Source organism: Microbacterium mangrovi (assembly GCF_000802305.1).
Lineage (GTDB): Bacteria > Actinomycetota > Actinomycetes > Actinomycetales > Microbacteriaceae > Microbacterium > Microbacterium mangrovi.
The window spans coordinates 84,195-106,435 of the sequence record NZ_JTDK01000005.1; the positions used below are offsets into that span (position 1 = coordinate 84,195).

Genomic DNA, 22,241 nt, shown 5'->3' on the forward strand with positions numbered 1-22,241 from the left:
CTCGCGCTCCGGACCCGCCGGCGCTCAACCACCCGGTCCCTGAGCGAGCGTAGCGAGACGAAGGGGTAACCCCGGTTCGTTGTCATGGGTGTCAGGCGGCGGGTTGGTAGTCGTGTCGGCGGCGGCCGCCGGGCCGGGGGGTGCGGGTCGGGTCGATGTGGGCGGGTGGGATGAACCACACCCCGGTGTCATCGATGCGGATGTCCCATCCTTCGGTGTGGACCATGTGGTGGCAGCTGGTGCACAACAGGATGCCGTCGTCCAGGTCGGTTCTGCCGCCGTGGGACCACCAGGTCAGGTGGTGGACTTCACACATGCCCGGTGGGGCGGCGCAGTTCGCGCACCCGCCGTCGCGTTCGACCAGGGCGAGTCTTTGCGCTTTGGAGAACAACCGTCGGGACCTGCCGTAGTCGAGGACCTCACTCTTGCTGCCGAGGACGATCGGGATGATCTCCGCATCCGCCGCCATGCGGCGGGCGGTGCCGGCGTCGATGGGTTGGGTGAGGCCGTCGATGGTCGCCACCCCGGTCCCGGTGGTGAGGGCCTCCAGCGGGATCCGCACCACCACGGTCGTGGTCGCCAGCGGGGCGGGGGCGTTCTCGGAGCCGAGTCCGATCTTCGCGAGAGTGGACAGCGCGTCGGCCTGCAGCTGCATGATCGTGCGCCGCTCCACCGGCCCACCCACACCCGCAGCACCGGCATCGCCCGCACCGGTGTCGCTTGCGCCGGGACCGGTCGCACCGGCATGGCCCGCACCGGTATCGGGTGAGTCATCCGCATTCGCCCCATCGGCCGCGGGTGAGTCGTCGGTATCCGTGGCGGTCTTGCCACCGTCGCTCCACGTCCACCCACCGTCACCATCGGTTCCGTCGCCGTCGGGGTGGTTGTGGCCGCGCATGGCGCGGATCTGCGCGGTGACGAGGGCGTCGATCGCGGCTTTGATGGGGGCGCCGGTGGCGGGGTCCAGGCGTCCGTCGAGGTTGATCATGCCGTGCTGGTCTTCCCAGATCCTCAAGAACCGGGCATCCCGCAGGTTCTCGATCTTGGGTTCCAAACCGTCCGGATCCAACCAGGCTTCCGCGCGCCGCAACACCACCTGCAACTCGGACAGGGACAACCCGGCCGCCTGCTCCACCAGGGTCTGCTCCGCCTGCGCGAGCAGGGCCCGGTCGGCCCGGCACGCCACCCGATCCAGCAGGGTCGTGATCGCGCCCGCGCACGCCACACTCAACACCCCCGCCTCGATCGCCGCGGCCACGTGCGGGTGCCGGGCGGGGGCGCGTTCCCCGCTGAACGTCATCCGCCCCGCGGTGGCATCCCCCACCTGCACCAGCTTCTTCGCGTCCCCGACATGACCGCCCGTGGTCGCCGCGATCAGCTTCTCCGCCGACCGGAACCCCGCCTTCCGGGCCAACCCATCCGACCCCAGTTCCCGGGCCGACCGCCTGCTGATCCCGTGCGCGATGCGCGCCTGCAACGCCTGCACCCGCCGACCCAACCCCGCCAGTGCTTCGTTCACCGCCAGCAGACCCGCGTCGGTCATCGCCTCCACATCGTCATCGACCACCGCCGACGGAAACCCGCCACCGAGCGCGGAAAGCCAGCCGGCATCCACACTCTGCACCGCCTCCACAAGCGGTGCCAGATGAGTGACGGTGACTTCGACCATGCCACAAGCCTACGCAACGCAAGCGTGATGCACAAGGGATAGTCTCGAACATAAGAACGAACTAATGCACTGCGGCAACCCATCCGCACCACGTCCCGCGTTGTGAACCATTGGGCTTCGACAAGCTCAGCCCGCCCGGGCCGCCGCCCGCCCGGGCCGCCGCCCGCCCGCCCTCCCGGCATTCCGCCTCGCCCCCGCGTCGCGTTCCGCCGAGCGTGCATCTGGGCCCCGCCCGCCGTGCGCCTGCCTTCCGCCCGCGCGGCGTCCGGGCGTCCCGCCAACGTCCCGCACCGCGCGCCATGCGCCGTGACGTCGGCGTCCCGCCCGTCTTCGCCGGGCCGCGCCGCCTCCGATCTCGGTGTCCCGGGCATCCGGCATCCCAGCATCCTTGCCGCCCGCTGTCGCCGTACCGTGTCCTGCCCGCTGTCCCCGCACCGCGTCCGGCCCGCCGCCCCCGCACCGCGTCCGGCCCGCCGCCCCCGCACCGCGGCTCGCCGTCCCGCACAACGGCTCGCCGCACCGTGTCCTGGCCGCCGTCCCGCACCGCGTCCCGCCCGGCCCGCACCGCGCCCCGCCTCCGATCCCGGCCTCCCGGCATCCCGCCCTCCGCCGACATCCCGCTCCCGCCGCCCGCTCAGCAGATCACAACCCCGCCCCCTTACGATCGCCCCATGAATCAGAAGCGGTGGCGTCAGCTCACCGAGCGTCCGCTCATCGTCGTGTCGCTGGTCTTCCTCATCGCCTACGCGTGGCTCGTCATCGCGAATCTGCAGCCGCCGGCGAGCGATGTCGCGGTCTCGCTGATCCTGGTCTCGTGGCTGGTGTTCATCGCGGACTATGCGATCAAGGTGTCGATCGAGCCGCCGGGTCGCCGCATCCGGTGGGTCACCACGCATCTGTTCGATCTCGCGATCCTGCTGGTGCCCGTGCTGCAGCCGGTGCGCATGCTGCGGGGTGTGCTGCAGCGCAATGCCGGGGCGGCGATCCGCCTCCGCATCCTGGCCTACGCGGGAGCCGCGGCGGTTCTGCTGCTGTTCGTGGCATCCCTGACCGTCCTCAGCGCGGAGCGCGGCCAGCCGCACGCCGACATCACCACGTTCTGGCAGTCGCTGTGGTGGGCGTTCGAGACGGTGACGACCGTCGGCTACGGCGATGAGATCCCGGCGACGGCCGTCGGTCGCGCGATCGCGGTGGTCCTGATGGTCGGGGGAGTGACCCTCCTCGGTGTGATCACGGCGACGTTCGCGTCGTGGATCGTCTCGCAGGTCGGTCAGGCCGAGGAAGAGGCCACCGCGACGGTCGGGCATCTGCGTGCGCTGGAGGCGCGTATCGAGAGCCTCGAGCAGCTCCTGCGCGAGGCGCTCGACGACCGCATGACGACCAGGCGGTAGTGTGCGGGAGTGATCGTCGAGTTCGACGGCGAGGTGTTCCAGTGGGATGCCCGTCAGGATGCCGCCTGGTACTTCACCGCCCTTCCCGAGCCGCTGAGTGCCGACATCCGTGAGATTCCGCGGCCGCAGCGCGGTTTCGGATCGGTGCGGGTGCGGGCATCCGTCGGCGGTTCGACGTGGACGACGTCGATCTTCCCGGACTCGGCCGGCTATTACGTGCTGCCGCTCAAGAAGGCCGTGCGCGTCGCGGAGGGGCTGGAGAACGGCGGTCCGGTGCGGGTCCGTCTCGAGGTGCTGGACGCATGAGCCTGTGGACCGAGGATGCCCGCGCCGTCGCGACCTATGACGCGGAGTGCGTCGGTCGTCTCGACCACGGCCTGTACGTCGCGCTGGCTTCCGAATGGGCGGCATCCGATGTCGTCGATCTCGGATGCGGAACCGGTGTGCTGGCGGTCGAGCTGGCGCGTTCGGGATGCCCGGTCGTGGGGGTCGACCCGTCCGCCGTCATGGTGGATGCCGCGCGCACGCGTCCGGATGGCGACCTCGTGACGTGGATCCAGGGAACGGCGGCCGAGCTTCCTGCGGACGCTGCGGATCTCGTCGTCATGACCGGGCACGTCGCCCAGTACTTCGTGGACGAGGGGGAATGGGAATCCACTCTCCGCGACATCCGTCGCGCGCTGCGTCCGGGTGGTCGGGTGGCGTTCGAATCGCGGGTTCCGGAGCGGGACTGGCAGCATCGCTGGAGTCCTGAGCTCACCCGCGGCACCTACCCGCACCCCGACGGCGGCACGTTCACGTCGTGGGTGGAGGTGGTGTCGCGCACGGGTGACGAGTCGTCGTTCCGGATGACCCACCGCGGCCACACGATCCTTCCCGACGGCACCCGGCTCGCTCATGATGAAACCCTGAGATTCCGCAGCGAGGCCGAGCTGCGTGCGTCGCTGGATGCCGCGGGGTTCGAGGTCGAGTCCCTGTGGGGCGACTGGTCCCGCGGCCCGGTGCGCCCCGGGAGTGACGAACTGATCTTCGTCGCCACCGCGCCGTCGCCCTGAGCCCGCCCCGGCGCCCTGACCCGCTCCTTGCGCCCTGAGTCCGCTCCTTGCGCCCTGAGCCTGTCGAAGGGCATCCCACCGGTTCAACGACGTCGACGGAACACCCAGATCACGAACCCGATCGCCAGCGTGAGGGTCATCACCGCGGTGATGAGGTAGACCGGCACGAGCCCGACGGCGGCCATGCCGCAGGACGGGCAGTCCGGCGGGACGGAGAGGTTGAACACCGTGGTCAGCACGATGCTGATCGCGGTGAGCAGGATGCCGGCCGCTCCGAAGAACACGAAGAACGATCGCCATCGACGCCCGCTGTCGGATTCGGTTTGCACCATCGCCTCCCCTGCGGTTCAGAAGTATGGCATGACCGCGGTTCTTCGTCGCCCCCGCGCCCTGAGCCTGTCGAAGGGCATCCACCCCGTTCAGCGCCCTGAGCTTGTCGAAGGGCATTCGTCCCGTTCAGCGCCCTGAGCTTGTCGAAGGGCATTTCCCCCAGGGCACATCGCGCGGTATCTCCGCGGCCCTTTCGCCCTCTTCACCGGTATGTACGCAGCCCTGAGGTTCTCCGGGATGATCATCGTCGTCACGGCCGTCTCCCTCGCCGTGGTCGTGACGCGTCTCGCCCCTGTGGTGGAGGTCGTGGTCCATCTGCTCGCCGCGCGGTAGGTCGCCTAGCACATTTCGCGCGTTGCTTCAGCCGTGCCGTGGATGCCGAACTCCGCCCACTCGCCCGCGCGAAGCGCTGGTCGAACGATACTCGTCTCTGCCGCTCAGTGACTCCGATCGCGTCGCTCGTTGCACATGATCGGTCGCTGCGCGACCTCTGGAAGACCTAGTTCGCACCTCAGTCCATCCTCAGTTTTTACTAAGTTGTGACAATTCGTACTTGCGGGATCATGAGAGCGCGCTCATGATGGTCCCTGGGTGCACTTCGAGAACCCGAAGAACTCGAAGGGGCACCTGTCACTGGGGGCGATAGCTCGTAACTGGGGTGTTTGGCGACGCTGTTCGCCGTTAGCTGGAGTGGTTGAGGCTGGGGATGAAGGTTGCCCGTATCCGTGACGAACGTCCATTCACTGAACAGGAGTCACCAATGCGTGCAACCTTCAATAGCCTGCTCGCGGCCAAGCGCCGCGAGCGGGCAGAGGAGACCGGCGACGCCGGCTTCTCGCTCATCGAGCTCATCATCGTCGTGGTGATCATCGGCATTCTCGTCGCGATCGCCCTCCCGCTCTTCGCGTTCATCCAGCAGACTGCGGTTGACGGTGCGACGCAGGCAACTACCAAGAACGCGGCGACGACCGCCGTCGCACAGCTCGCGTCCGGCGCAGCGGCGCCGGACCTCGCGAAGTTCAACCCTCCGACTGCGGGTGTTTCGACGACTCTGACGGTGTCGGTTGCGAGCGGATCAACCCCGTCTGACATCTGCATTCAGGGGTCCGACACCGCTGGGCTCAAGTACAAGGGTGGGGCGGGCGGCACCGTCTTCAAGTCTGGGCCCGGCTGCTAGACGTCCACGCTGTGTAGGCCGGGGTCGACGGTGGAGTCCGTCGACCTCGGCTTGCCCAATCAATGCAGGTGGTGATCCAGATGCGAGTCAAGGCCGTCACAGGGGACGACGCGGGCTTCGGCCTTGTAGAGCTGATGATCGCGATCTTCCTTCTTGCTATCATCTCGATTGCCCTCATCCCTGCGCTGTACAACAGCATTCGATATTCCGCGGACCAGTCAACTACCGCGACCGCTACGCGCCAGTTGAATGCGCTTGTCGAACAAGCGCGCCAAGCGGGTACCTGCTCCGCGCTTGTCGCTGCTAAGACCCCCTCGGCGACGCCGTACAAGAACGGTGCGGGTGCCACTTTCACCACATCCGGCACGCTCGTTCCGGGGCCTAACTCGTCCGGCATCTGCCCCGCTGCGACCGTCGAGCACCTCACTATTACGGCGACGGACTCGAACGGCAAGACTCTGGCGACGGTCGACGCATTGGTGTACCTGCCATGAGAGATCTCGAGCGGGACGACGGCGGCTTCTCTTTGGTCGAGTTGATCATCTACGTCGTGGTGCTCGGTGTGATCACCGCCGGAATCGCCGTCATGTTCGTCAATATCTGGAAGACCCAGGCCAGCGTCACCGACCAGACCGATGCGACAGCACGCGGTCAGGTCATCTCGTCGCAAATCGAAAAGGCCATGCGCAACGCCGTCGCGTTCAAAGTGACCGACGCCGGGCTCTCGTCGACGCTCGCAACCGGGCCCGTTCTCGAAGTGGCAACCGACCTTTCGGGGAGCAATGCCTGCATGGGCTTCAACCTCGGCGGCGGCAGCGCACAGCTGGCGATGACATCCGGCGGGGCCCTGTCGTCGGCGTCGTGGCGGACATGGGAGCCGGGCGTCGTTCAGCACTACACGGATGACTTCTTCACGCAAAGCGGCACCACGGTCAGCTACTCCTTCGATGTGAAGAGCGCGAACGGCCCGACCGTGCACTTTCAGGGCACCGCGTACATGCGGAACATCACATGGGGTGCTCTTCCCGGCGGAGGGACGCAGACATGCTTCACCTGATCGACAGGTTCTTCGACCGTCAGCGCCGCGCGAACGATGACGGCGCCGCGCTCGTCCTCGTCGTCTTCGTCATGCTCGTGGGAGCGATTGCCACCGCGACGATCGCCGCCGCGATCTTCTTCGTGATCAGCACGAACTCCACGAACAAGGGCAACACGCAGGCCTTCATCGCGGCCGAGTCGGGGCGGGATGCCACCTTCGCCCAACTCAAGAACAGCACATGCACCGCGACGTCGCTGACGGGCACGTCGCCTTCGTACAGCTCCACAATCTATTCGTCACCGAGCAACACCCCGCCGCCTTCGTCCGACGGGCTCACGGCATCGTGCCCGAGCACGTCCACGAACTTCATCGTCATCAAATCCCAAGGCACCTCCGGAGGCCAGAGCGCCACCATCGACTCGGTCTTCCCGTACTCGACGACCACGACGACCTCGCTCGGCGGCGTCGTAACCTACTTCGGCGGCAGCGTGTCGACCCAGGTTTCCAACTACGTCGGCGACCTGGTCGTGCGGAGCGGTAACTACACCTGCCCCAACTCGGGCAGCATCACCGGCAACCTCTACGTCACCAACGGCAACGTCACGTTGAGCAGCGGTTGCACGATCACGGGCAACATTTGGGCGAGCGGATACGTCGACGGGAGCAGTTCCGGAATCACCATCGGCGGCAACGTGAAGGCCAATGGGTACATCACTTTCGCGTCAAACGGCACGACGATCGGCCAGTTCTCCGGCAGCACGCCCGTCGCCGGAACGGGCAACATCTCCTCGGGGAGCGACGTCACGTTGACGAACACCGGCAGCACGCAGGGTAGGGTGGCCGGCAACGTCCAGGCCGCGACGGCCACGCTCACGGTCGGAAACAAGTGGACGGTCTCCGGAACACAGACACCGAACACGCCCCTCCCCGCGTTCAACCCGACGCTCGCAACGATCTCGCTGGCGTCGCAGTGGATCGATCTGGATGCGTCGACCACGTGGAACGCGCAGGCCACGGCGAATCCCTGCGCGGGCGGGTTCAACCTCTCCAGCACGCTCGGAGCGGCAACGACCTCTGTTCTTCTCAACTACGCGAGCTGCGGCGGCACAGCCATCACTGTCAATGCGTCGAGCATCACCCGGGACGCCGTATTCCTGTTTCCCACGGCATCCCGCATGGACGTGACCCTGTCGGGAACCCTGACCGGCGGCCACCAGCTTCTCTTCGTTCACGCTGACGCCAGCCGCGCGCTGAGCGGAACACCGGCCCAGCCCCAGCCAACCTGCGGCAACGGAAATCAGAACGACAAGTTCAATGTGAACAGCGCGTCGAACGTCACCGGAGTCAAAGTGCTCCTGTACTCGCCGTGCGGTCTGACAGGGACGGTGCGCTCGACTTTCGACGGCCAGCTGTACTCGGCGAGCGGAGGCCTCACGTTCGGCAACGGCGCAAACTACACGTGTCAGGACATGGCGTGGCCGGGTGCCTTCACCAAGCTGGGCTGCATCGTGGTGGGCGGGTCGGACGGGATCATCACGGAGACCACGACCCAGACGCTCGGCAACCTTCTCTCCCAAACCGAGCGATAGTGGGACACGTGACTGCGCTCCTCCTCGTCTTCGCCGCTCTGTTCGGACTCGTCATCGGCTCGTTCCTCAACGTCGTCGCCTACCGAGTGCCGGCGCACGTTTCGCTGATGCGCGAGAGTCGATGCCCGCATTGCGACGCGCCGATCCGCTGGTACCAGAACATCCCGGTGTTCAGCTGGCTGTTCCTCCGCGGACGCTGCGCCGAGTGCAAGGCTCCCATCTCCGTGCGGTACCCGATCGTCGAGGCCATCACGAGCGCCGCCTTCGTGATCGTCACCTGGTGGGTCCTCGCGATCGCGGGTTCACCGGTCTACGTCGCGGTGACGTCGCCGGACTTCTGGGTGGTCCTCGTCGCCTACCTCTACTTCGCATCGATCTCGATCGTGCTGACACTCATCGACATCGACGTGCACCGACTTCCGAACGGGATCGTGCTGCCTTCCTACGCGGTGGGGATCATCCTCTTCGCGCTGGCGTGCCTCCTCGGCGCCCCGTGGTCGAAACTGCTCAGCGCTGCGATCGGCATGGCGGTGCTGTACCTCTTCTACTTCCTCATTCGCTTCATCAGCCCGCGCGGCATGGGTGGGGGCGACGTCAAGCTCGCCGGTGTCGTCGGTCTGTTCCTCGGCTGGGGCGGTTGGCCGACACTCATCGTGGGCGCGTTCGCCGCATGGGTGCTGGCCGGACTCTTCAGCCTCGTCCTCATCGCCGTCCGTCGCGCCGGGCGCAAGACGGCGATCCCGTTCGGGCCGTGGATGCTCCTCGGTGCGTGGGTCGGCTTGTTCGTCGGTGGCCGTGTCGGTCACTGGTATCTGGGTTTGTACACGTAAGGAAATGGGGACTGGGGATGGCTAAGAGCGTCATCGGTGTCGAGATCACCGAAGAGAGCGTGCGCGCGGTCGAGGTGTCGCAGGGCCGCACGCCGCAAATCGTCACCTTCGGCGAAGTCGCACTTCCGCCGGACGCGGCGAAAGACAGCGAGGTGCTGGATCCCGGTGCAGTCTCGGTCGCGATCCGGCAGTTGTGGACCAATGCGAAGTTCCGGTCGAAGACCGTGACGCTCGGCGTCGCCAGCCGTCGCATCCTGGTACGGGAATACACGACGACGGCCATGCGTCCGGATCTGCTGCGTCAGGCGCTGCCGTTCCAGGTGCAGGACCTTCTGCCTGTGCCGGTGAGTCAGGCCGTGCTCGACTACTACCCGACCTCCCAGGAGGGCGATCAGGTGACGGGCCTCCTCGTCGCGGCCGTTTCCGAGACGATCGAGAAGATCATGGCCACCTTCGGCCGAGCAAAGATCCGTGTTTCGGGCGTCGACCTGACGGCGTTCGGCCTGGCCCGTGCCGCCCATCTCGTCAATCCCGCCGGGACAGTGGCGGTCGTCTACGCGGGAGACCACACGACGCAGGTCGTCGTCACGCGCGACGGCGTCCCCGATTTCGTGCGCATCATCCCGGTCGACCTGCAGACGGCGGCCGTCCGGCGTCGCACAGGTGAGGTCATGGCACCCGTCGTCGTCCCTGAGCCCGAAGAATCCCTCGTTCTCTCTGGTGGCGTTCGCCCGCGCGGGGGACTGCGCTCGCACGCCGCCGATCGACCCGTAGCCGACTTCATCGCGCGGGTTCGCTCGACGCTCGCGTTCTATCAGAACCGCCCGACGGCGCAGCCCTTCGACCAGGTGCTGATCTCCGGCGCCGGCGTCGGCGTCGACGGCCTCGTCGAGAGCCTGGCGACCGGCATCGAGTCGCCCCTGCGCGCGATCGGGATCGCCGACCTCGTCTTCGGCCGGGGCGCAGCACCGGCCGGGGACCTCTCCTACAACCTCGTCAGCACGCTCGGGCTCGCCCTCGGAACTGCCAATGGAAAGGACCACTGATGGCCCGCAAAGTTCCCGTCGCAGCAGGGGCAGCGCCCATCGGAGGCGCGCCTCGTGTCAACCTGCTGCCGCGCTCCGAGGTCGACAAGCGCGAACGAGAGACACTCACCGGCAAATGGATCTGGGGCATCTTCGCGACGATCGTCGTCGCTGCCCTGCTGATCGGCGCCGCGTTCGTCGTCAACTTCTTGGCGTCGGTCCGATTGGTGTCCGAGCAGGCGACCACCAACACGCTTCTCGTTCAAATCGCCGGGTTGTCGGACGTCAGCACCGCGATGGCGTCCGAGAAGGAACTCAAGTCGTTCCGTGCTGATGCGATGGGAGCGGACTTCGCCTGGTCGCCGGTCTTCGTCACCGTCTCCTCCGCACTGCCGTCCGGGGTGACCACGACAGGGTTCGATCTCACCAGCGGCGCGGTCCCGTCGCCTGGTGTCAAGCCCGCGGATGCCGTGGGGCTGACCGGGACCATCACACTGACCAGCCCCAATGCCGTCGACATGGCGGCCGTGATCCGAAAGTTGCGTGCCATCCCCGACGTCATCAGCGCCGACGGCCAGTCGCTGACCGGATCGAGCGCCACTCAGGGGGCTTACACCTACCTGTTGAACGTGACGTTCGACCAGTCGATCTACTCCGGCGCCTACACGGCGGGAGGCAAGTGATGCCCAAGCAGCTCATCAACCTGATCGGCATCGTCGTCGCGGCGGGCATCCTCGTCCTGGCCGTCGTCATCGGTGTGGTCCCGCAGATCTCGACGGCGCTCTCGACGAGCTCGCAAGCAGACCAGGTGGCAGCCCAGAACGATGCCTACCAACTTCGCATCGACCAGTTGCAACGCCAGAAGCAGAATATGGCGGCGCTGAACGCCTCAGTCGCCCAACTTCACCGCCAGATCCCCGCCGAGTATCGTCTCGACGACGTCTTCCTGCTCGTGGCGAACTCCGCTCAGACGGCGAAGGCGACCATTACGAGCGTGACCGCCGGTGATCCGGCCGCGTTCGTTCAGCGGAGCGCCCCTGTGCCGGCCGGGCAGCCCACGCCCGCGCCGACGGCATCCGCAACGCCCGCACCGTCGGCCAGTGCGTCTCCCGCCGCAAGTCCTGCCCCGGTTGCCCAGCCCCCCGCCGGAGCCGCCGCCGCAGCGGGCCAAGGTCGCACTCAGATCGAGATCACCATCCAGGTCACGGTGCCCGATACGAAGAACGCCGCCAAGTTCCTCGATGCACTCCGATCCGGGCCCCGCCTCCTCGCCAACGTCTCCTCCGTCGCAGCCGGGGGTGGCACGGGCTCCGCAGTCTCCCTCCAGGTCACGGCCCTCGCGTTCGCCGAACCGTCGACCGCCGTCGTCGCGAAGGGCGGCAACTGATGATCAGTTCAGAACTGACGCCGCTCCTTGCGATCGGCGCGCGTCGATCGGCATCCGACCTGCACATCACGGCGGAGCGCCCGCCGCTGCTGCGCATCGACGGCGATCTCGTGCCGATCGCGGGGTATCCCGATCCGCTGTCGGAGGACTGGGTCGAGCGGGTCGCCGACAGCCTCATGAACGACGGGCAGCGCCGGGAGTTCGCCGAGCACCACGAGGTCGACCTGGCCCACTACGACGCGTCGATCGGCCACTTCCGGGTCAACGTCTTCCGGCAGTTGGAGTCGACGGCGATTGCTCTCCGATTCATCCCGGGACGCGTCTTCACCCTCGACGAACTAGGAGCGCCGGCGATCGCACGCGACCTCGCGTTGCGGCCCCGCGGCCTCGTGCTGCTGACCGGGCCGACCGGTTCCGGCAAGTCGACGACACTGACCGCGATGGTCGACATCATCAACCAGCAGCGACCGGTGCACATCGTGACGATCGAGGATCCGATCGAGTTCCACCACACGAGCGCGAAGGCACTCATCCACCAGCGTGAGGTCGGCAGCGACACCAATTCGTTCGCCGAGGCACTGCGCCGTGTGCTCCGTCAGGACCCCGACGTGATCCTCGTCGGCGAGCTCCGCGATCCGGAGTCGATCTCGACGGCCCTGTCGGCTGCCGAGACCGGACACCTCGTGCTCTCGACGCTGCACACGCAGGGGGCTGCGAAGTCGATCAACCGCATCATCGACGTGTTCCCCGCCGACAAGCAGCATCAGATTCGCGCACAGCTCGGTGACACGCTGCAGGGCATCATCAGCCAGACACTGCTGCCGCTTGCCCAGGAGAACGGGCGCACGATCGCCACCGAGGTGCTGATCAACACGCCTGCCGTCGCCAACCTCATCCGCGAAGGTCAGGTCGCGCAGCTCTACACCGCGATGCAGGCGGGCGCGTCCGTCGGGATGCACACGCTCGACCAGGACCTGCGTCGACTGGTCGGCAACGGCACGATCTCGCAGGTGATGGCCCGCGCGTTCGCCAGCGATCCCAAATCCCTCGATGGGGTGCACGTGCGCCCCGTCGACCTGGATGCGGAGTCGTGGACGCATCATGCGGGCGAGTCTCAGCGACAGGAATGGGGCTGAGTCATGGCCATCGTCCAGGAGTTCGCCTTTCAAGCTCTTCAGCAAGGCCACACCGGCGTCGTGAAGGGCACCATCGAGGGGCCGAACGAGTCCGCCGTGATCTCCAAGCTCAAGGCGCAGGGGCTCATACCGCTTCAGGTGGAGGTGAAGGCCAAGACGGGACTTCACCGCGAGATCACGCTGCCCTCGCTGCGCAAGGGCGTGTCATCGAAGTCACTCGCGCTCTTCGCGCGGCAGATGTCGGCGCTCATCAACGCGGGGCTTCCGCTGTTGCGCACGCTGTCGATCCTCGTTGAGCAGACGACGGACAAGAAGCTGCGACCGGTGTTGACCTCGGTGGCCGGTGACATCGAGAGCGGATCATCGTTCTCAGGCGCACTCGCACGTCATTCGGATGTGTTCCCACCGCTCGTGATCTCGATCGTCCGGGTGGGGGAGTCCGGTGGTTTCCTCGGTGCGGCTCTTGACTCGATCGCTCAGAATTACCAGCGAGAGACAGAACTGCATGGGAAGATCCGGGCCGCCACGACCTATCCGCTGGTCGTGCTCGTCATCGCGATCATCGGTGTCCTGAGCATGGTGACGTTCGTTGTGCCCGTCTTCGCGAACATGTTCGCCGGTATGGGCAAGGCTCTCCCGCTTCCTACCCAGATCCTGGTCAACATCTCCCACAACATGTGGTGGATCATTCCCACTCTGATCATCGTCACGCTGGTCGCGTGGATCTGGTGGACGCGGAACCGGTTCACCGATCGCTACCGCAAGACGGTCGACCCGATCAAGCTTCGGATGCCCGTGTTCGGCAAGCTCAATACGAAGATCGCCGTGGCACGGTTCTCCCGCAACCTGTCGATGATGCTCAACGCGGGCGTGCCGATCATCGAGGCACTCTCGATCGTCGGGCAGGCGGCGAACAACTGGAAGATCGAGGAGGCCGTCCGCGACATCCAGGAGTCGATTCGCGCCGGCAAGTCCTTCTCCGTGCCACTCGAGAATGCGCGGGTCTTCCCGCCGATGGTGCCGCAAATGGTGGCGGTCGGCGAGGAATCAGGAACGCTCTCCGACATGCTCACGAGCATTGCGGACTTCTACGAGGACGAGGTGAACACGGCGACCGAGCAGCTGTCGTCGCTCATCGAGCCGATCCTCATCGTGGGCCTTGGCATCGTCATCGGAGGTATGGTGATCTCGCTGTACCTCCCGATCTTCACGCTCTACGCGGACCTCGCGAACCAGTCGCACTAAGGACCTCCCGGTCGGTGGGCGGCTCAGTTCTCCCCACCGGCCGGTGAGTCGGCCACCTGCCACCTACCCCGCGCCGAAACCGCCGACCCCGCTCACCAGCACTCCAATGCCGAGTGCGACCACCACCGCTGACGCCGCCGCCCCGATCCAGCGCACCCCGCGCGCCCCCACCGCGCGCCGAGACACGGCTCCGCTCGTGGCCAGCACCAGCTGCCACGCCAGCGACGCCAACCCGCCCGCTGCGACGAACGCGACCGGAACACCCCACGTGTCCCCGGGCGAGACGACCGCGCCCCCGAGTGCCACGAAGTACACCAGGGTCAGGGGGTTGACGGCGGTGAGCCCGACGAACCGGAGGTACGCCCCGCGCGCGGACGCCCGGCCGCCCGCAAGCGCCACCGCCGGCACCGGCCGCAACCCCGGTGACCACCTGCCGCACCCCGATCGCGACGATGAGCACCCCCGATCCGATCAGAAACCACCCCCGGTACCCCTGGACAACCCCCGCGAGCCACGTGCCGGTCGCCGTCGCCGCTGCACAGTACACAAGGTCGACGGTCGCCACTCCGGCCGCCGCCGCCGCGCCGACCCGCAACCCGCCCACGAGGCTCTCGCGCAACAGCAGCGCCCCGACGGCTCCGAGCGGCATCGCAACGCCCAACCCGGCAAGTCCGCCGGCGAGCATCGCACCCCAGATCGCACCCATGCCGTCCAGTGTGCGCGGCATCCCGACCAGGCGCCGACAAAACCCCTGCGAAACGGATATCATGCGCAGTATGGACCCCAAAGACGAGCAGATTCTCGGTCTCCTGCAGAAGAACGCGCGTCTTTCGTTCAGTGAACTCGGACGCGAGGTCGGCCTCAGCACCAATGCGACGGCAGCCCGGGTGCGGCGCCTCGAGTCCGACGGGATCATCCTCGGCTACACCGTGATCACCGGGCAGGACGCACCGGGTCCGCGCGGCGGCTTGGAGGTCTTCATCGACGTCCGCCTGGACGCGACCACCGACAACGACACGTTCATGGCCAACATCGGCCCCATCGAGCAGATCGTCGAAGCCGTCCACATGACCGGCCCCTACGACTACCTGGTGCGCGCCTACGTCCCCGACACAGGAGCGCTCGACATCCTCCTCCGAACGCTCAAGAAGACCTGCGGCGCCGCCCAGACGCAGACCCGCGTCGCGCTCCGCCCGCGCTGACCGCCTCGGAAACCGGCGTCCTGCGGAGGGGATGACGCAAGCGGAGGATGCTTCGGTGCCGAACTCTCCTCCGCCGGTTGCATCCCCTCCGCTCGCGCCGCTCAGCGGAGCGCGGAGCACCGATCCCGCCGCGTCAGATCGAAACCCGCAGGATCTCCTCGATGGTGGTCAGCCCCTGCGCGGCCTTCGCCCATCCGTCATCCCGCAGCGACACCATGCCCTGCGCCAGCGCCAGCTCGCGCAGTTCCGTGCCCGTCGCCCGGGCGACCAGTCGCTGCTCGATCTCGTCGGTCACCGTCATGACCTCGTGCAGGGCGATGCGCCCGCGGTATCCGGTGTGCGAGCAGGCCGTGCAACCGACCGCCTTGTAGACGTTCGCCGACTCGAGGAGGTGCTCCGGCATCCCGATCTGACGCAGGCGCTCGACGTCTTCGCCGAGGGGCTGCCGGCACCGGGTGCACAGCATCCGCGCCAGCCGCTGGGCGACGACGGCGCTCAGCGCGGTCGCCACCAGGAACGGCTCGGTGCCGATCTCCGTGAGACGCGTGAGCGCCGACGGAGCGTAGTTCGTGTGCAGCGTCGAGAGCACCAGGTGACCGGTGAGGGCGGCTTCCACCGAGATCACCGCGGTTTCCTGGTCGCGGATCTCGCCGACGAGCACCACGTCGGGGTCGCTGCGCAGAATCGAGCGCAGCGCCGAATCGAACGTGAGCCCGGCCCGCTGGTTCACCTGCACCTGGTTGATGCCGGCCAGGCGATACTCGACCGGGTCCTCGACGGTGATCACGTTGATCGCCGGGTTGGAGACCGTCCGCAGCGCCGTGTACAGCGTCGTCGACTTGCCGGAGCCGGTCGGCCCGGTGACCAGCACCATGCCGTGCGGACGCTTGATCGCCGCAGAGAACCGCTCCTCGTTGAACTCCGAGAACCGCAGGTCGCGCATCGACATCAGCTGCCCGGACGTGTCGAGGATCCGCATCACGATCTTCTCGCCCCACACGGTCGGCAGCGTCGCCACGCGCACGTCGATGGTGCGGCCCTCGTGCGTCACCGTAAGGCGTCCGTCCTGCGGCTTGCGACGCTCGGCGATGTCGATCGACGACATGATCTTCAGGCGCGAGATGATGCCGTCCTGGATCGCCCGGTCGGCCTTCTGCATCTCGTGCAGCACCCCGTCGATGCGGTACCGCACGGTCAGCTGCCGCTCGCCGGGTTCGATGTGGATGTCGCTGGCCCGGTCGTTGATGGCCTGCGAGATGAGCAGGTTCACGAACCGCACGACGGGGGCGTCGGCATCCTGCTCGTCCAGCGCCTCCGAGAAGATCGTGGCCGCGGCGGAGGATGCCGTCTCGCCGATCTGCTCGGACAGGTCGCTGAGCTCGTCGTCGCTGCGCAGGTACCGTTCGAACGTCGCACGCAGCGCATCGGCCGCGACCACCAGGGGATCCACCTGCAGGTCCGTGATGCTTGTGATGTCGTCGATCGCGATGATGTCGGTGGGGTCGAGCATCGCGACCAGCAGCCGGTCGCCGGACTTCTCCAGCGGGATCAGCTGATACCGCCGGCACAGCGGACCCGGCACCAGCGCGACCGTCGCCGGGTCGAGCACCACGTCGTTCAGGTCGAAGTAGCGGTGCCCGGTCTGCAGGGCGACGGCCTCGGCCACCTCCGCCTCCGTCACGAGGTGAAGCCCGACCAGGTGCTGGGTGAGCTGCGGCCCGTCGCCGACCGCGGCGAGCGCCGCCGACATGTCGGCCGCACGCACGGCTCCGGTCAGCACCAGTGTCTGCGCGAGTCCCCGCACGTCGGCCTCTTTTCGTTCCCCAGAAGACGGTGAGGCGGTCCCAGGTCCGCCTCTCTCGTCATCCTACGGGGCGAGCGCCCCGACGGGACACGGCTCTCGGCGACCTCACCGCCAGGTCAGCGGGCGTACCGCTCGACGAAGTTGCGCAGCATCAAGGAGGGATGCGACACCGGTGCGCGCCGCACGGCATCCAGCGTCAGCTGCAGCTCGTCGGCGGCGAAGTAGCCGTGCCCGGCGTACACCCGGATGCGGGTGGTGATCCCGTCGACGTCCAGCTCCGGATGGAACTGCGTCGCGTACACGTTCGCGCCCACGCGGAACATCTGCACCGGGCAGGTCGGCGACGATGCGAGGAGCGTCGCCGAAGCCGGCAGCACCGACACCGCCTCCTTGTGCCCGACGAACGCGGTGAACGTGCGGGGGAGTCCCTCAAGCAGCGGATCGGCGGCGCCGGCATCCGTCGTCGTCACGTCGACCACGCTGATCGGCTCGCGGTAGCGGTCGTCGATCACCGCGCCCTGGTGCACGCCGAGCGTGCCGATGCCATAACAGGCGCCGAGAAACGGGTAGTCCCGCGCGACCACCTCGTCCAGCAGCGTCGCGAACTCGGCCTCCACCCTCTGCTGCACGGCCGACTTCTTCTCGGCCGGGTCCGACGCGTTGAACGGGCCGCCGCCCACGAAGATCCCGGACAGCTCGTCCAGGCGCAGCTCGGGCATCGGCCCGGCCTCGAGCCGCACGCGGCGCAGGTCGGATTCCGCCAGCCCGGTGTACCGCAGGAACAGCGCGTACTCCTCGTCGGCGGGGAGGTCCTCGGCCCGTGTCGCCAGCAGCACGAACGGCTTCATGCCCCGAGCGTACGGGACGACCGCGGCCGTCGCCTACGACGCGTAGGTGACGAGACCCAGCTCCACCGCCGAGACCAGCTGGGGATGCGATGGCACCACACGGACCGTGTATCCGAAGGATCCCGTCACCGTCAGGGGCTGCACGCACGTGAACTCGGTCAGCCCGTCGGCGCCTGCGGGCCCGCGCGCCCGCAGCCGGGTCGAACTCGTGTACACGAGCTCGTCGTTCTCGTCCGTGTTGCCGGCGATGAGCTCCACGGCGACGTCGTCGGCGCACAGGCCGTCCAGGCGCACTGCCGCCTTGACCTCGAGGAGGTCGCCGGCCGCCGCCTGCTGCGGGATGCCTGTCTGGTCGATGTGCGCGATGCTGACGTTCGGCCACGACGCCCGCACCCGGCCGATATAGGCGGCCAGCTCCCGCGCCTTGGCGTGGTCGTCGGCGCGCAGCGCCGCGTCGTGCGCGGCCGCCGGCGTGTACAGGGCGGTGACGTAGTCGCGCACCATCCGGTCGGCGGTGGCGCGCTTGCCGAGCTCGGTCATCGTGTGGCGCACCATCGACATCCACTCCCGCGGGATGCCGTTCTCGCGGTTGTAGAACGTCGGCACCAGGCGGTGCTCGATGAGGTCGTACAGTGCGGCCGCCTCGGCGTCGTCGCGCTCCACCTCGTTGGTCGCGGTGTCGGCGGTGGGGATCGCCCAGCCGTTGCGGCCGTCGAACCACTCGTCCCACCAGCCGTCGAGGATCGACAGGTTGAGAGCGCCGTTCAGCGCCGCCTTCATGCCCGACGTGCCGCACGCCTCGAGCGGGCGCAGCGGGTTGTTCAGCCAGACGTCGCAGCCCGGGTAGAGGGTCTTCGCGAGCGTGATGTCGTAGTCCGGCAGGAACACGATCCGGCCCCGCACAGCGGGGGTGCGGCTGAACGCCACGAGCTGCTGGATCAGGATCTTGCCGGAGTCGTCGGCCGGATGCGACTTGCCGCCGATCACGATCTGCACCGGACGCTCCGGGTCGGTCAGGATCCGGGTCAGCCGCTCCGGGTCGCGCAGCATGAGGGTGAGCCGCTTGTAGGTGGGCACCCGGCGGGCGAAGCCGATCGTCAGCACGTCCGGGTCGAGCAGGTCCTCGATCCAGGCGGGGGCCACCGGCGAGGACTGCAGGGCGGATGCCGCCACCCGCCGCCGGGCCTCGGCGACGAGCTCCCGCTTCATGTCGTACCGCACGCTCCACAGCTCCTCGTCCGAGACGCGGGCGGTGTCGGTCCAGTCGTGGGTGGGCACGGCGGAGTCGCCGAAGCGCCGCTCGCTGAGCTCCTTGAGCCGGTCGTGCACCCAGGTGGGGGCGTGCACGCCGTTGGTGATCGACCCGATCGGCACCTCGTCGGCGTCGACCCCCGGCCACAGCGCCCCGAACATGTGCCGGCTGACATCGCCGTGCAGCAGCGAGACGCCGTTCGCGTGCTGACCGAGGTGCAGGCCCAGCACGGCCATGTTGAACACGCCCCGGTCGCCGCCGTCGTAGTCCTCGAGGCCGAGGGCGAGCGCGCGTTCGGCATCCAGACCGCGGAACAGCGCGCTGGACAGGTACGCCGAGATGAGGTCGCGCGGGAACCGGTCGATGCCCGCCGGCACCGGCGTGTGCGTGGTGAACACGGTGGATGCCCGCACCTGCGCGAGCGCCTCGTCGAAGCTCAGGCCGGCGCCGGTGATGTACTCACTCATCCGCTCCAGGCCCTGGAACCCGGCGTGGCCCTCGTTGGTGTGGTAGACGTCCGGGGTCGGCCGACCGGTCGCCGCGCAGAATGCGCGCACCGCGCGCACGCCGCCGACGCCCAGCAGCAGCTCCTGCAGCAGGCGGTGCTCGCCGCCGCCGCCGTACAGGCGATCGGTGACCCGGCGCAGCTCCTCGCTGTTCGACGGGGTCTCAGCATCCAGCAGGAGCAGCGGGATGCGCCCGATGTCGGCGACCCAGATGCGCGCCGCCAGGCGCCGGTCGCCGGGAAGATCGAGCGCGATCTGGACGGGCGCGCCGTCCGTGTCGCGCAGCAGCGTCAGGCCGAGGCCGTACGGATCCAGCAGCGGGTAGCTCTCCCGCTGCCAGCCGTCGTCGCCGATCGACTGACGGAAGTAGCCGGCGCGGTAGAACAGGCCGACGCCGGTCAGCGGCACGCCCAGGTCGCTCGAGCTCTTCAGGTGATCGCCGGCGAGGATGCCGAGCCCGCCGGAGTACTGCGGCAGCGATCCGTCGACGCCGAACTCGGGGGAGAAGTACGCGATGTGCACCGGCTTGTCGCCCTCGAGCCGCTGGAACCAGCGGTCCCCGGCGAGGTAGGCGGTGAGGCGCTCGTCCTCCTCGCGCACCCGGCTCACGAATTCCTCGTCGTCGGCGAGCTGATCCAGGCGCTCCTGGCCGATGGCGCCCAGCATCTGCACCGGGTTCTCGCCGACCTCCGCCCACAGCTCCGGATCCATGGATGAGAACAGGTCGTACGGCGTGCGCGACCACGACCATCGCCAGTTGGAGGCGAGCCGATCGAGCGCTGCCAGGGAATCGGCGAGCACGGGGCGGACGGTGAACGTTCGGATGGCCTTCACCCTTCGGAGTCTAGGGGCGGCATGTTAACGGCAGTGGCACGCTTTGCGTCCGGCATCCGACCCGGCCCGATCGGCGATCGCCCGCGGGGTGCGTTGCCGCGCACGCGCGCGCCACCTAAGGTGGCCAGCAAGCGGGTGCTGCGCCCGCGCGACCGAAGGAGGCCGGAATGTCGCAGATCGCCTGGATCGGACTCGGACACATGGGCGCGCCGATGACGGCCAACCTCGTCGCCGCCGGACACACCGTGCGCGGCTACGACCTGAGCCCCGCCGCCTGCGAGACGGCGGCGGCGCACGGCGTGCAGATCGTCAGCAGCATCGCGAAGGCCCTGGACGGGGCCGACGCGTGCTTCACGTCGCTGCCGATGCCGGCCCACGTGCACGAGGTGTACTCCGACGAAGAGGGGATCTGGGCCCACGCCGACACGGCGACGCTGCTGCTGGACACCTCCACGGTCGACATCGCCACCTCCCGCTGGTGCCACGAGGAGTCCGCGGCCCGCGGATTCTCGTTCGTGGACTCGCCGATCTCCGGCGGCACTGCGGGAGCCGAAGCCCACTCGCTCACGTTCATGCTGGGCGGCGAGAAGGATGCCACCGCCCGCGCGCACGCGTTCGTCTCGGCGATGGCCGGCCACGTGATCGACTGCGGGGGCCCGACCTCGGGCATCGGCTCGAAGCTCGTGAACAACATGATGCTGTTCATCGACATGCTCGCCGTCGCCGAGGGGTCGCAGCTGGCCGAGCAGCTCGGCCTCGACCAGGAGGTCTTCTACCAGGTCGCCGACTCGTCGTCCGGGCAGTCCTGGCCGCAGCGCACCTGGTGGCCGGTCCCGGGCGTCGTGCCCACGGCCGCCGCGAACCGCAACTTCGACGCGACCTTCTCGGTGAATCTGGCTCGCAAGGACTGCTCGCTGGCGGTCGCGGCCGGTGAGGATGCCGGAGTGCCGATGCCGGCGGCATCCCTCGCCCTCGCGCAGCTGGACGAACTCATCGCCCGCGGCCTCGGCGACAAGGACACGTCGCTGATGACCCTGTTCGCGGTGCCCGAGGGCAAGCAGCTGCGCGGATACACCCCCGACGCCTGACCGCGGGCCGCCGCCGGTCGCCCTCCGGTCGTTGAGCGCCCTTCGTCTCGGTCGCTGCGCTCCCTCGCTCAGGAGCAGCGAGACTCCCGGTCGTTGAGCGAGCGAAGCGAGACGAAACGCACTGTGCCCTGCCCGTATCGTTGACTCCATGACCGCGCCGCACAGCTCGCTCGAGATCGAGCGCAAATACGACGCCGACGCCGATACCCCGCTTCCGGACTGGTCCGCCTTGCCCGGCGTGGCCTCCGTCGGCGAGGTCGAGGTGCGCGAACTCGACGCCCGGTACCTCGACACCGAGGATGCCGCCCTCGCCCGGGCCGGCGTGGCCCTGCGTCGCCGCACCGGCGGTCCGGATGCCGGCTGGCATGTCAAGATCACCGTCCCCGAGGGCAAGCAGGAGCTGCACTGGCCGCTCGGAGACCTTCCCGCCGATGAGGTTCCCGCTCCGGTGGTCGCCGCCGTCGAACGGTGGGCGCGGCCGCCGTTCGCGCCGATCGCCCGCATCCGCAACCAGCGGCACGCGTATGCCCTGACCGATGCGGACGGCCGGCTGGTGGCGGAGTTCGTCGACGACCGCGTCGAAGCCGAGGCCGCCCACAGCGGCCGCGTCACCGCGTGGCGCGAATGGGAACTCGAACTCGGCCCCGCCGCCCCGGCCGACGAGATCGCGGAGTACTTCGCCGCCGCCGACGCACTGGTGTTCGCCGCCGGCGGCCGGATCGCGGCATCCGGCTCGAAGCTGGCCCGCGCCCTCACCTCCTAGCCCCCTTGTGGCGGGTTTCGGCCCGGGCCGCGCGCTTCGTGCGGAGGGGATGACGCGAGGGGAGGATGCCT

22 protein-coding genes are annotated in these 22,241 nt (G+C 68.2%); 16 read left to right on the top strand and 6 right to left on the bottom strand.

Features of this window, described 5'->3' with window-relative positions:
• Positions 1 to 91 precede the first annotated feature (91 nt).
• Positions 92 to 1,669: an HNH endonuclease gene (locus tag LK09_RS03925; protein WP_082008041.1), complete on the bottom strand. Its 1,578-nt coding sequence runs from the start codon at positions 1,667 to 1,669 to the stop codon at positions 92 to 94.
• A 671-nt stretch (positions 1,670 to 2,340) separates the two neighbouring features.
• Here LK09_RS03925 and LK09_RS03930 point away from each other — a divergent pair.
• From LK09_RS03930 to LK09_RS03940, 3 genes are read left to right on the top strand one after another with little or no spacing between them, the layout of a single operon-like run.
• Complete coding sequence (locus LK09_RS03930) at positions 2,341 to 3,060, top strand: potassium channel family protein (RefSeq protein WP_039396251.1); 720 nt, start codon at positions 2,341 to 2,343, stop codon at positions 3,058 to 3,060.
• 9 nt (positions 3,061 to 3,069) lie between these two features.
• Entirely contained in the window at positions 3,070 to 3,366 is a 297-nt protein-coding gene (locus LK09_RS03935) for a DUF1905 domain-containing protein (RefSeq protein ID WP_039396253.1), read from the top strand.
• Positions 3,363 to 4,115, top strand: coding sequence for a class I SAM-dependent methyltransferase (locus tag LK09_RS03940; protein WP_039396256.1), 753 nt, complete (start codon positions 3,363 to 3,365; stop codon positions 4,113 to 4,115). Before LK09_RS03935 ends, LK09_RS03940 begins: the two co-directional genes overlap by 4 nt.
• Before the next feature lie 83 nt (positions 4,116 to 4,198).
• Here LK09_RS03940 and LK09_RS03945 read toward each other — a convergent pair whose 3' ends face one another.
• A complete protein-coding gene (locus tag LK09_RS03945) occupies positions 4,199 to 4,447 on the bottom strand; it encodes a hypothetical protein (RefSeq protein WP_039396259.1) in 249 nt (82 codons plus the stop codon).
• 704 nt (positions 4,448 to 5,151) lie between these two features.
• Here LK09_RS03945 and LK09_RS03950 point away from each other — a divergent pair.
• From LK09_RS03950 to LK09_RS03995, 10 genes are all read left to right on the top strand, one after another.
• The gene (locus LK09_RS03950; protein ID WP_082008042.1) at positions 5,152 to 5,622 is read left to right on the top strand and encodes a prepilin-type N-terminal cleavage/methylation domain-containing protein; all 471 of its coding nucleotides are present in this window, start codon (positions 5,152 to 5,154) and stop codon (positions 5,620 to 5,622) included.
• Between the two features lie 62 nt (positions 5,623 to 5,684).
• On the top strand, positions 5,685 to 6,116 hold the full coding sequence (locus LK09_RS03955; RefSeq protein ID WP_039396265.1) for a type IV pilus modification PilV family protein: 432 nt from the start codon (positions 5,685 to 5,687) through the stop codon (positions 6,114 to 6,116).
• The gene (locus LK09_RS03960) at positions 6,113 to 6,679 is read left to right on the top strand and encodes a prepilin-type N-terminal cleavage/methylation domain-containing protein (RefSeq protein ID WP_039396268.1); all 567 of its coding nucleotides are present in this window, start codon (positions 6,113 to 6,115) and stop codon (positions 6,677 to 6,679) included. Before LK09_RS03955 ends, LK09_RS03960 begins: the two co-directional genes overlap by 4 nt.
• Positions 6,667 to 8,250 (top strand): hypothetical protein, encoded by a 1,584-nt coding sequence (locus LK09_RS03965; protein ID WP_039396271.1) that lies wholly within the window; start codon positions 6,667 to 6,669, stop codon positions 8,248 to 8,250. The genes LK09_RS03960 and LK09_RS03965 overlap by 13 nt, the downstream gene beginning before the upstream one ends.
• Before the next feature lie 8 nt (positions 8,251 to 8,258).
• Complete coding sequence (locus LK09_RS03970) at positions 8,259 to 9,080, top strand: prepilin peptidase (RefSeq protein WP_039396356.1); 822 nt, start codon at positions 8,259 to 8,261, stop codon at positions 9,078 to 9,080.
• Positions 9,081 to 9,097: 17 nt separating this feature from the next.
• Positions 9,098 to 10,126: a type IV pilus biogenesis protein PilM gene (pilM, locus tag LK09_RS20575; protein WP_052226390.1), complete on the top strand. Its 1,029-nt coding sequence runs from the start codon at positions 9,098 to 9,100 to the stop codon at positions 10,124 to 10,126.
• Complete coding sequence (locus LK09_RS03980; RefSeq protein ID WP_039396273.1) at positions 10,126 to 10,788, top strand: hypothetical protein; 663 nt, start codon at positions 10,126 to 10,128, stop codon at positions 10,786 to 10,788. The genes pilM and LK09_RS03980 overlap by 1 nt, the downstream gene beginning before the upstream one ends.
• Positions 10,788 to 11,492, top strand: a complete 705-nt coding sequence (locus tag LK09_RS03985) for a hypothetical protein (RefSeq protein WP_039396275.1) — start codon at positions 10,788 to 10,790, stop codon at positions 11,490 to 11,492. The genes LK09_RS03980 and LK09_RS03985 overlap by 1 nt, the downstream gene beginning before the upstream one ends.
• Positions 11,492 to 12,628 (top strand): type IV pilus twitching motility protein PilT, encoded by a 1,137-nt coding sequence (locus tag LK09_RS03990; RefSeq protein ID WP_082008043.1) that lies wholly within the window; start codon positions 11,492 to 11,494, stop codon positions 12,626 to 12,628. Before LK09_RS03985 ends, LK09_RS03990 begins: the two co-directional genes overlap by 1 nt.
• A 3-nt stretch (positions 12,629 to 12,631) precedes the next feature.
• Positions 12,632 to 13,873: a type II secretion system F family protein gene (locus LK09_RS03995; RefSeq protein WP_039396279.1), complete on the top strand. Its 1,242-nt coding sequence runs from the start codon at positions 12,632 to 12,634 to the stop codon at positions 13,871 to 13,873.
• Positions 13,874 to 13,936: 63 nt separating this feature from the next.
• Here LK09_RS03995 and LK09_RS20580 read toward each other — a convergent pair whose 3' ends face one another.
• A complete protein-coding gene (locus tag LK09_RS20580) occupies positions 13,937 to 14,272 on the bottom strand; it encodes a LysE family transporter (protein ID WP_197060961.1) in 336 nt (111 codons plus the stop codon).
• Between the two features lie 377 nt (positions 14,273 to 14,649).
• Between LK09_RS20580 and LK09_RS04005 the strand changes: the two genes are divergently transcribed.
• Positions 14,650 to 15,075: an Lrp/AsnC family transcriptional regulator gene (locus LK09_RS04005; RefSeq protein ID WP_039396282.1), complete on the top strand. Its 426-nt coding sequence runs from the start codon at positions 14,650 to 14,652 to the stop codon at positions 15,073 to 15,075.
• 133 nt (positions 15,076 to 15,208) lie between these two features.
• Here the strand turns inward: LK09_RS04005 and LK09_RS04010 are convergent, their stop codons facing one another.
• The 3 genes from LK09_RS04010 to glgP form a co-directional block, all read right to left on the bottom strand.
• On the bottom strand, positions 15,209 to 16,879 hold the full coding sequence (locus tag LK09_RS04010) for a GspE/PulE family protein (protein WP_039396285.1): 1,671 nt from the start codon (positions 16,877 to 16,879) through the stop codon (positions 15,209 to 15,211).
• Positions 16,880 to 16,995: 116 nt separating this feature from the next.
• On the bottom strand, positions 16,996 to 17,727 hold the full coding sequence (locus LK09_RS04015) for a glutamine amidotransferase (RefSeq protein ID WP_039396289.1): 732 nt from the start codon (positions 17,725 to 17,727) through the stop codon (positions 16,996 to 16,998).
• A 33-nt stretch (positions 17,728 to 17,760) separates the two neighbouring features.
• Positions 17,761 to 20,319: an alpha-glucan family phosphorylase gene (glgP, locus tag LK09_RS04020; protein ID WP_039396292.1), complete on the bottom strand. Its 2,559-nt coding sequence runs from the start codon at positions 20,317 to 20,319 to the stop codon at positions 17,761 to 17,763.
• Between the two features lie 167 nt (positions 20,320 to 20,486).
• On the opposite strand from glgP, the gene LK09_RS04025 reads away from it, so the two are divergent.
• Both LK09_RS04025 and LK09_RS04030 read left to right on the top strand, forming a co-directional pair.
• On the top strand, positions 20,487 to 21,407 hold the full coding sequence (locus tag LK09_RS04025; RefSeq protein ID WP_039396295.1) for an NAD(P)-dependent oxidoreductase: 921 nt from the start codon (positions 20,487 to 20,489) through the stop codon (positions 21,405 to 21,407).
• A 148-nt stretch (positions 21,408 to 21,555) separates the two neighbouring features.
• On the top strand, positions 21,556 to 22,170 hold the full coding sequence (locus LK09_RS04030; RefSeq protein WP_039396299.1) for a CYTH domain-containing protein: 615 nt from the start codon (positions 21,556 to 21,558) through the stop codon (positions 22,168 to 22,170).
• Positions 22,171 to 22,241: the final 71 nt, after the last annotated feature.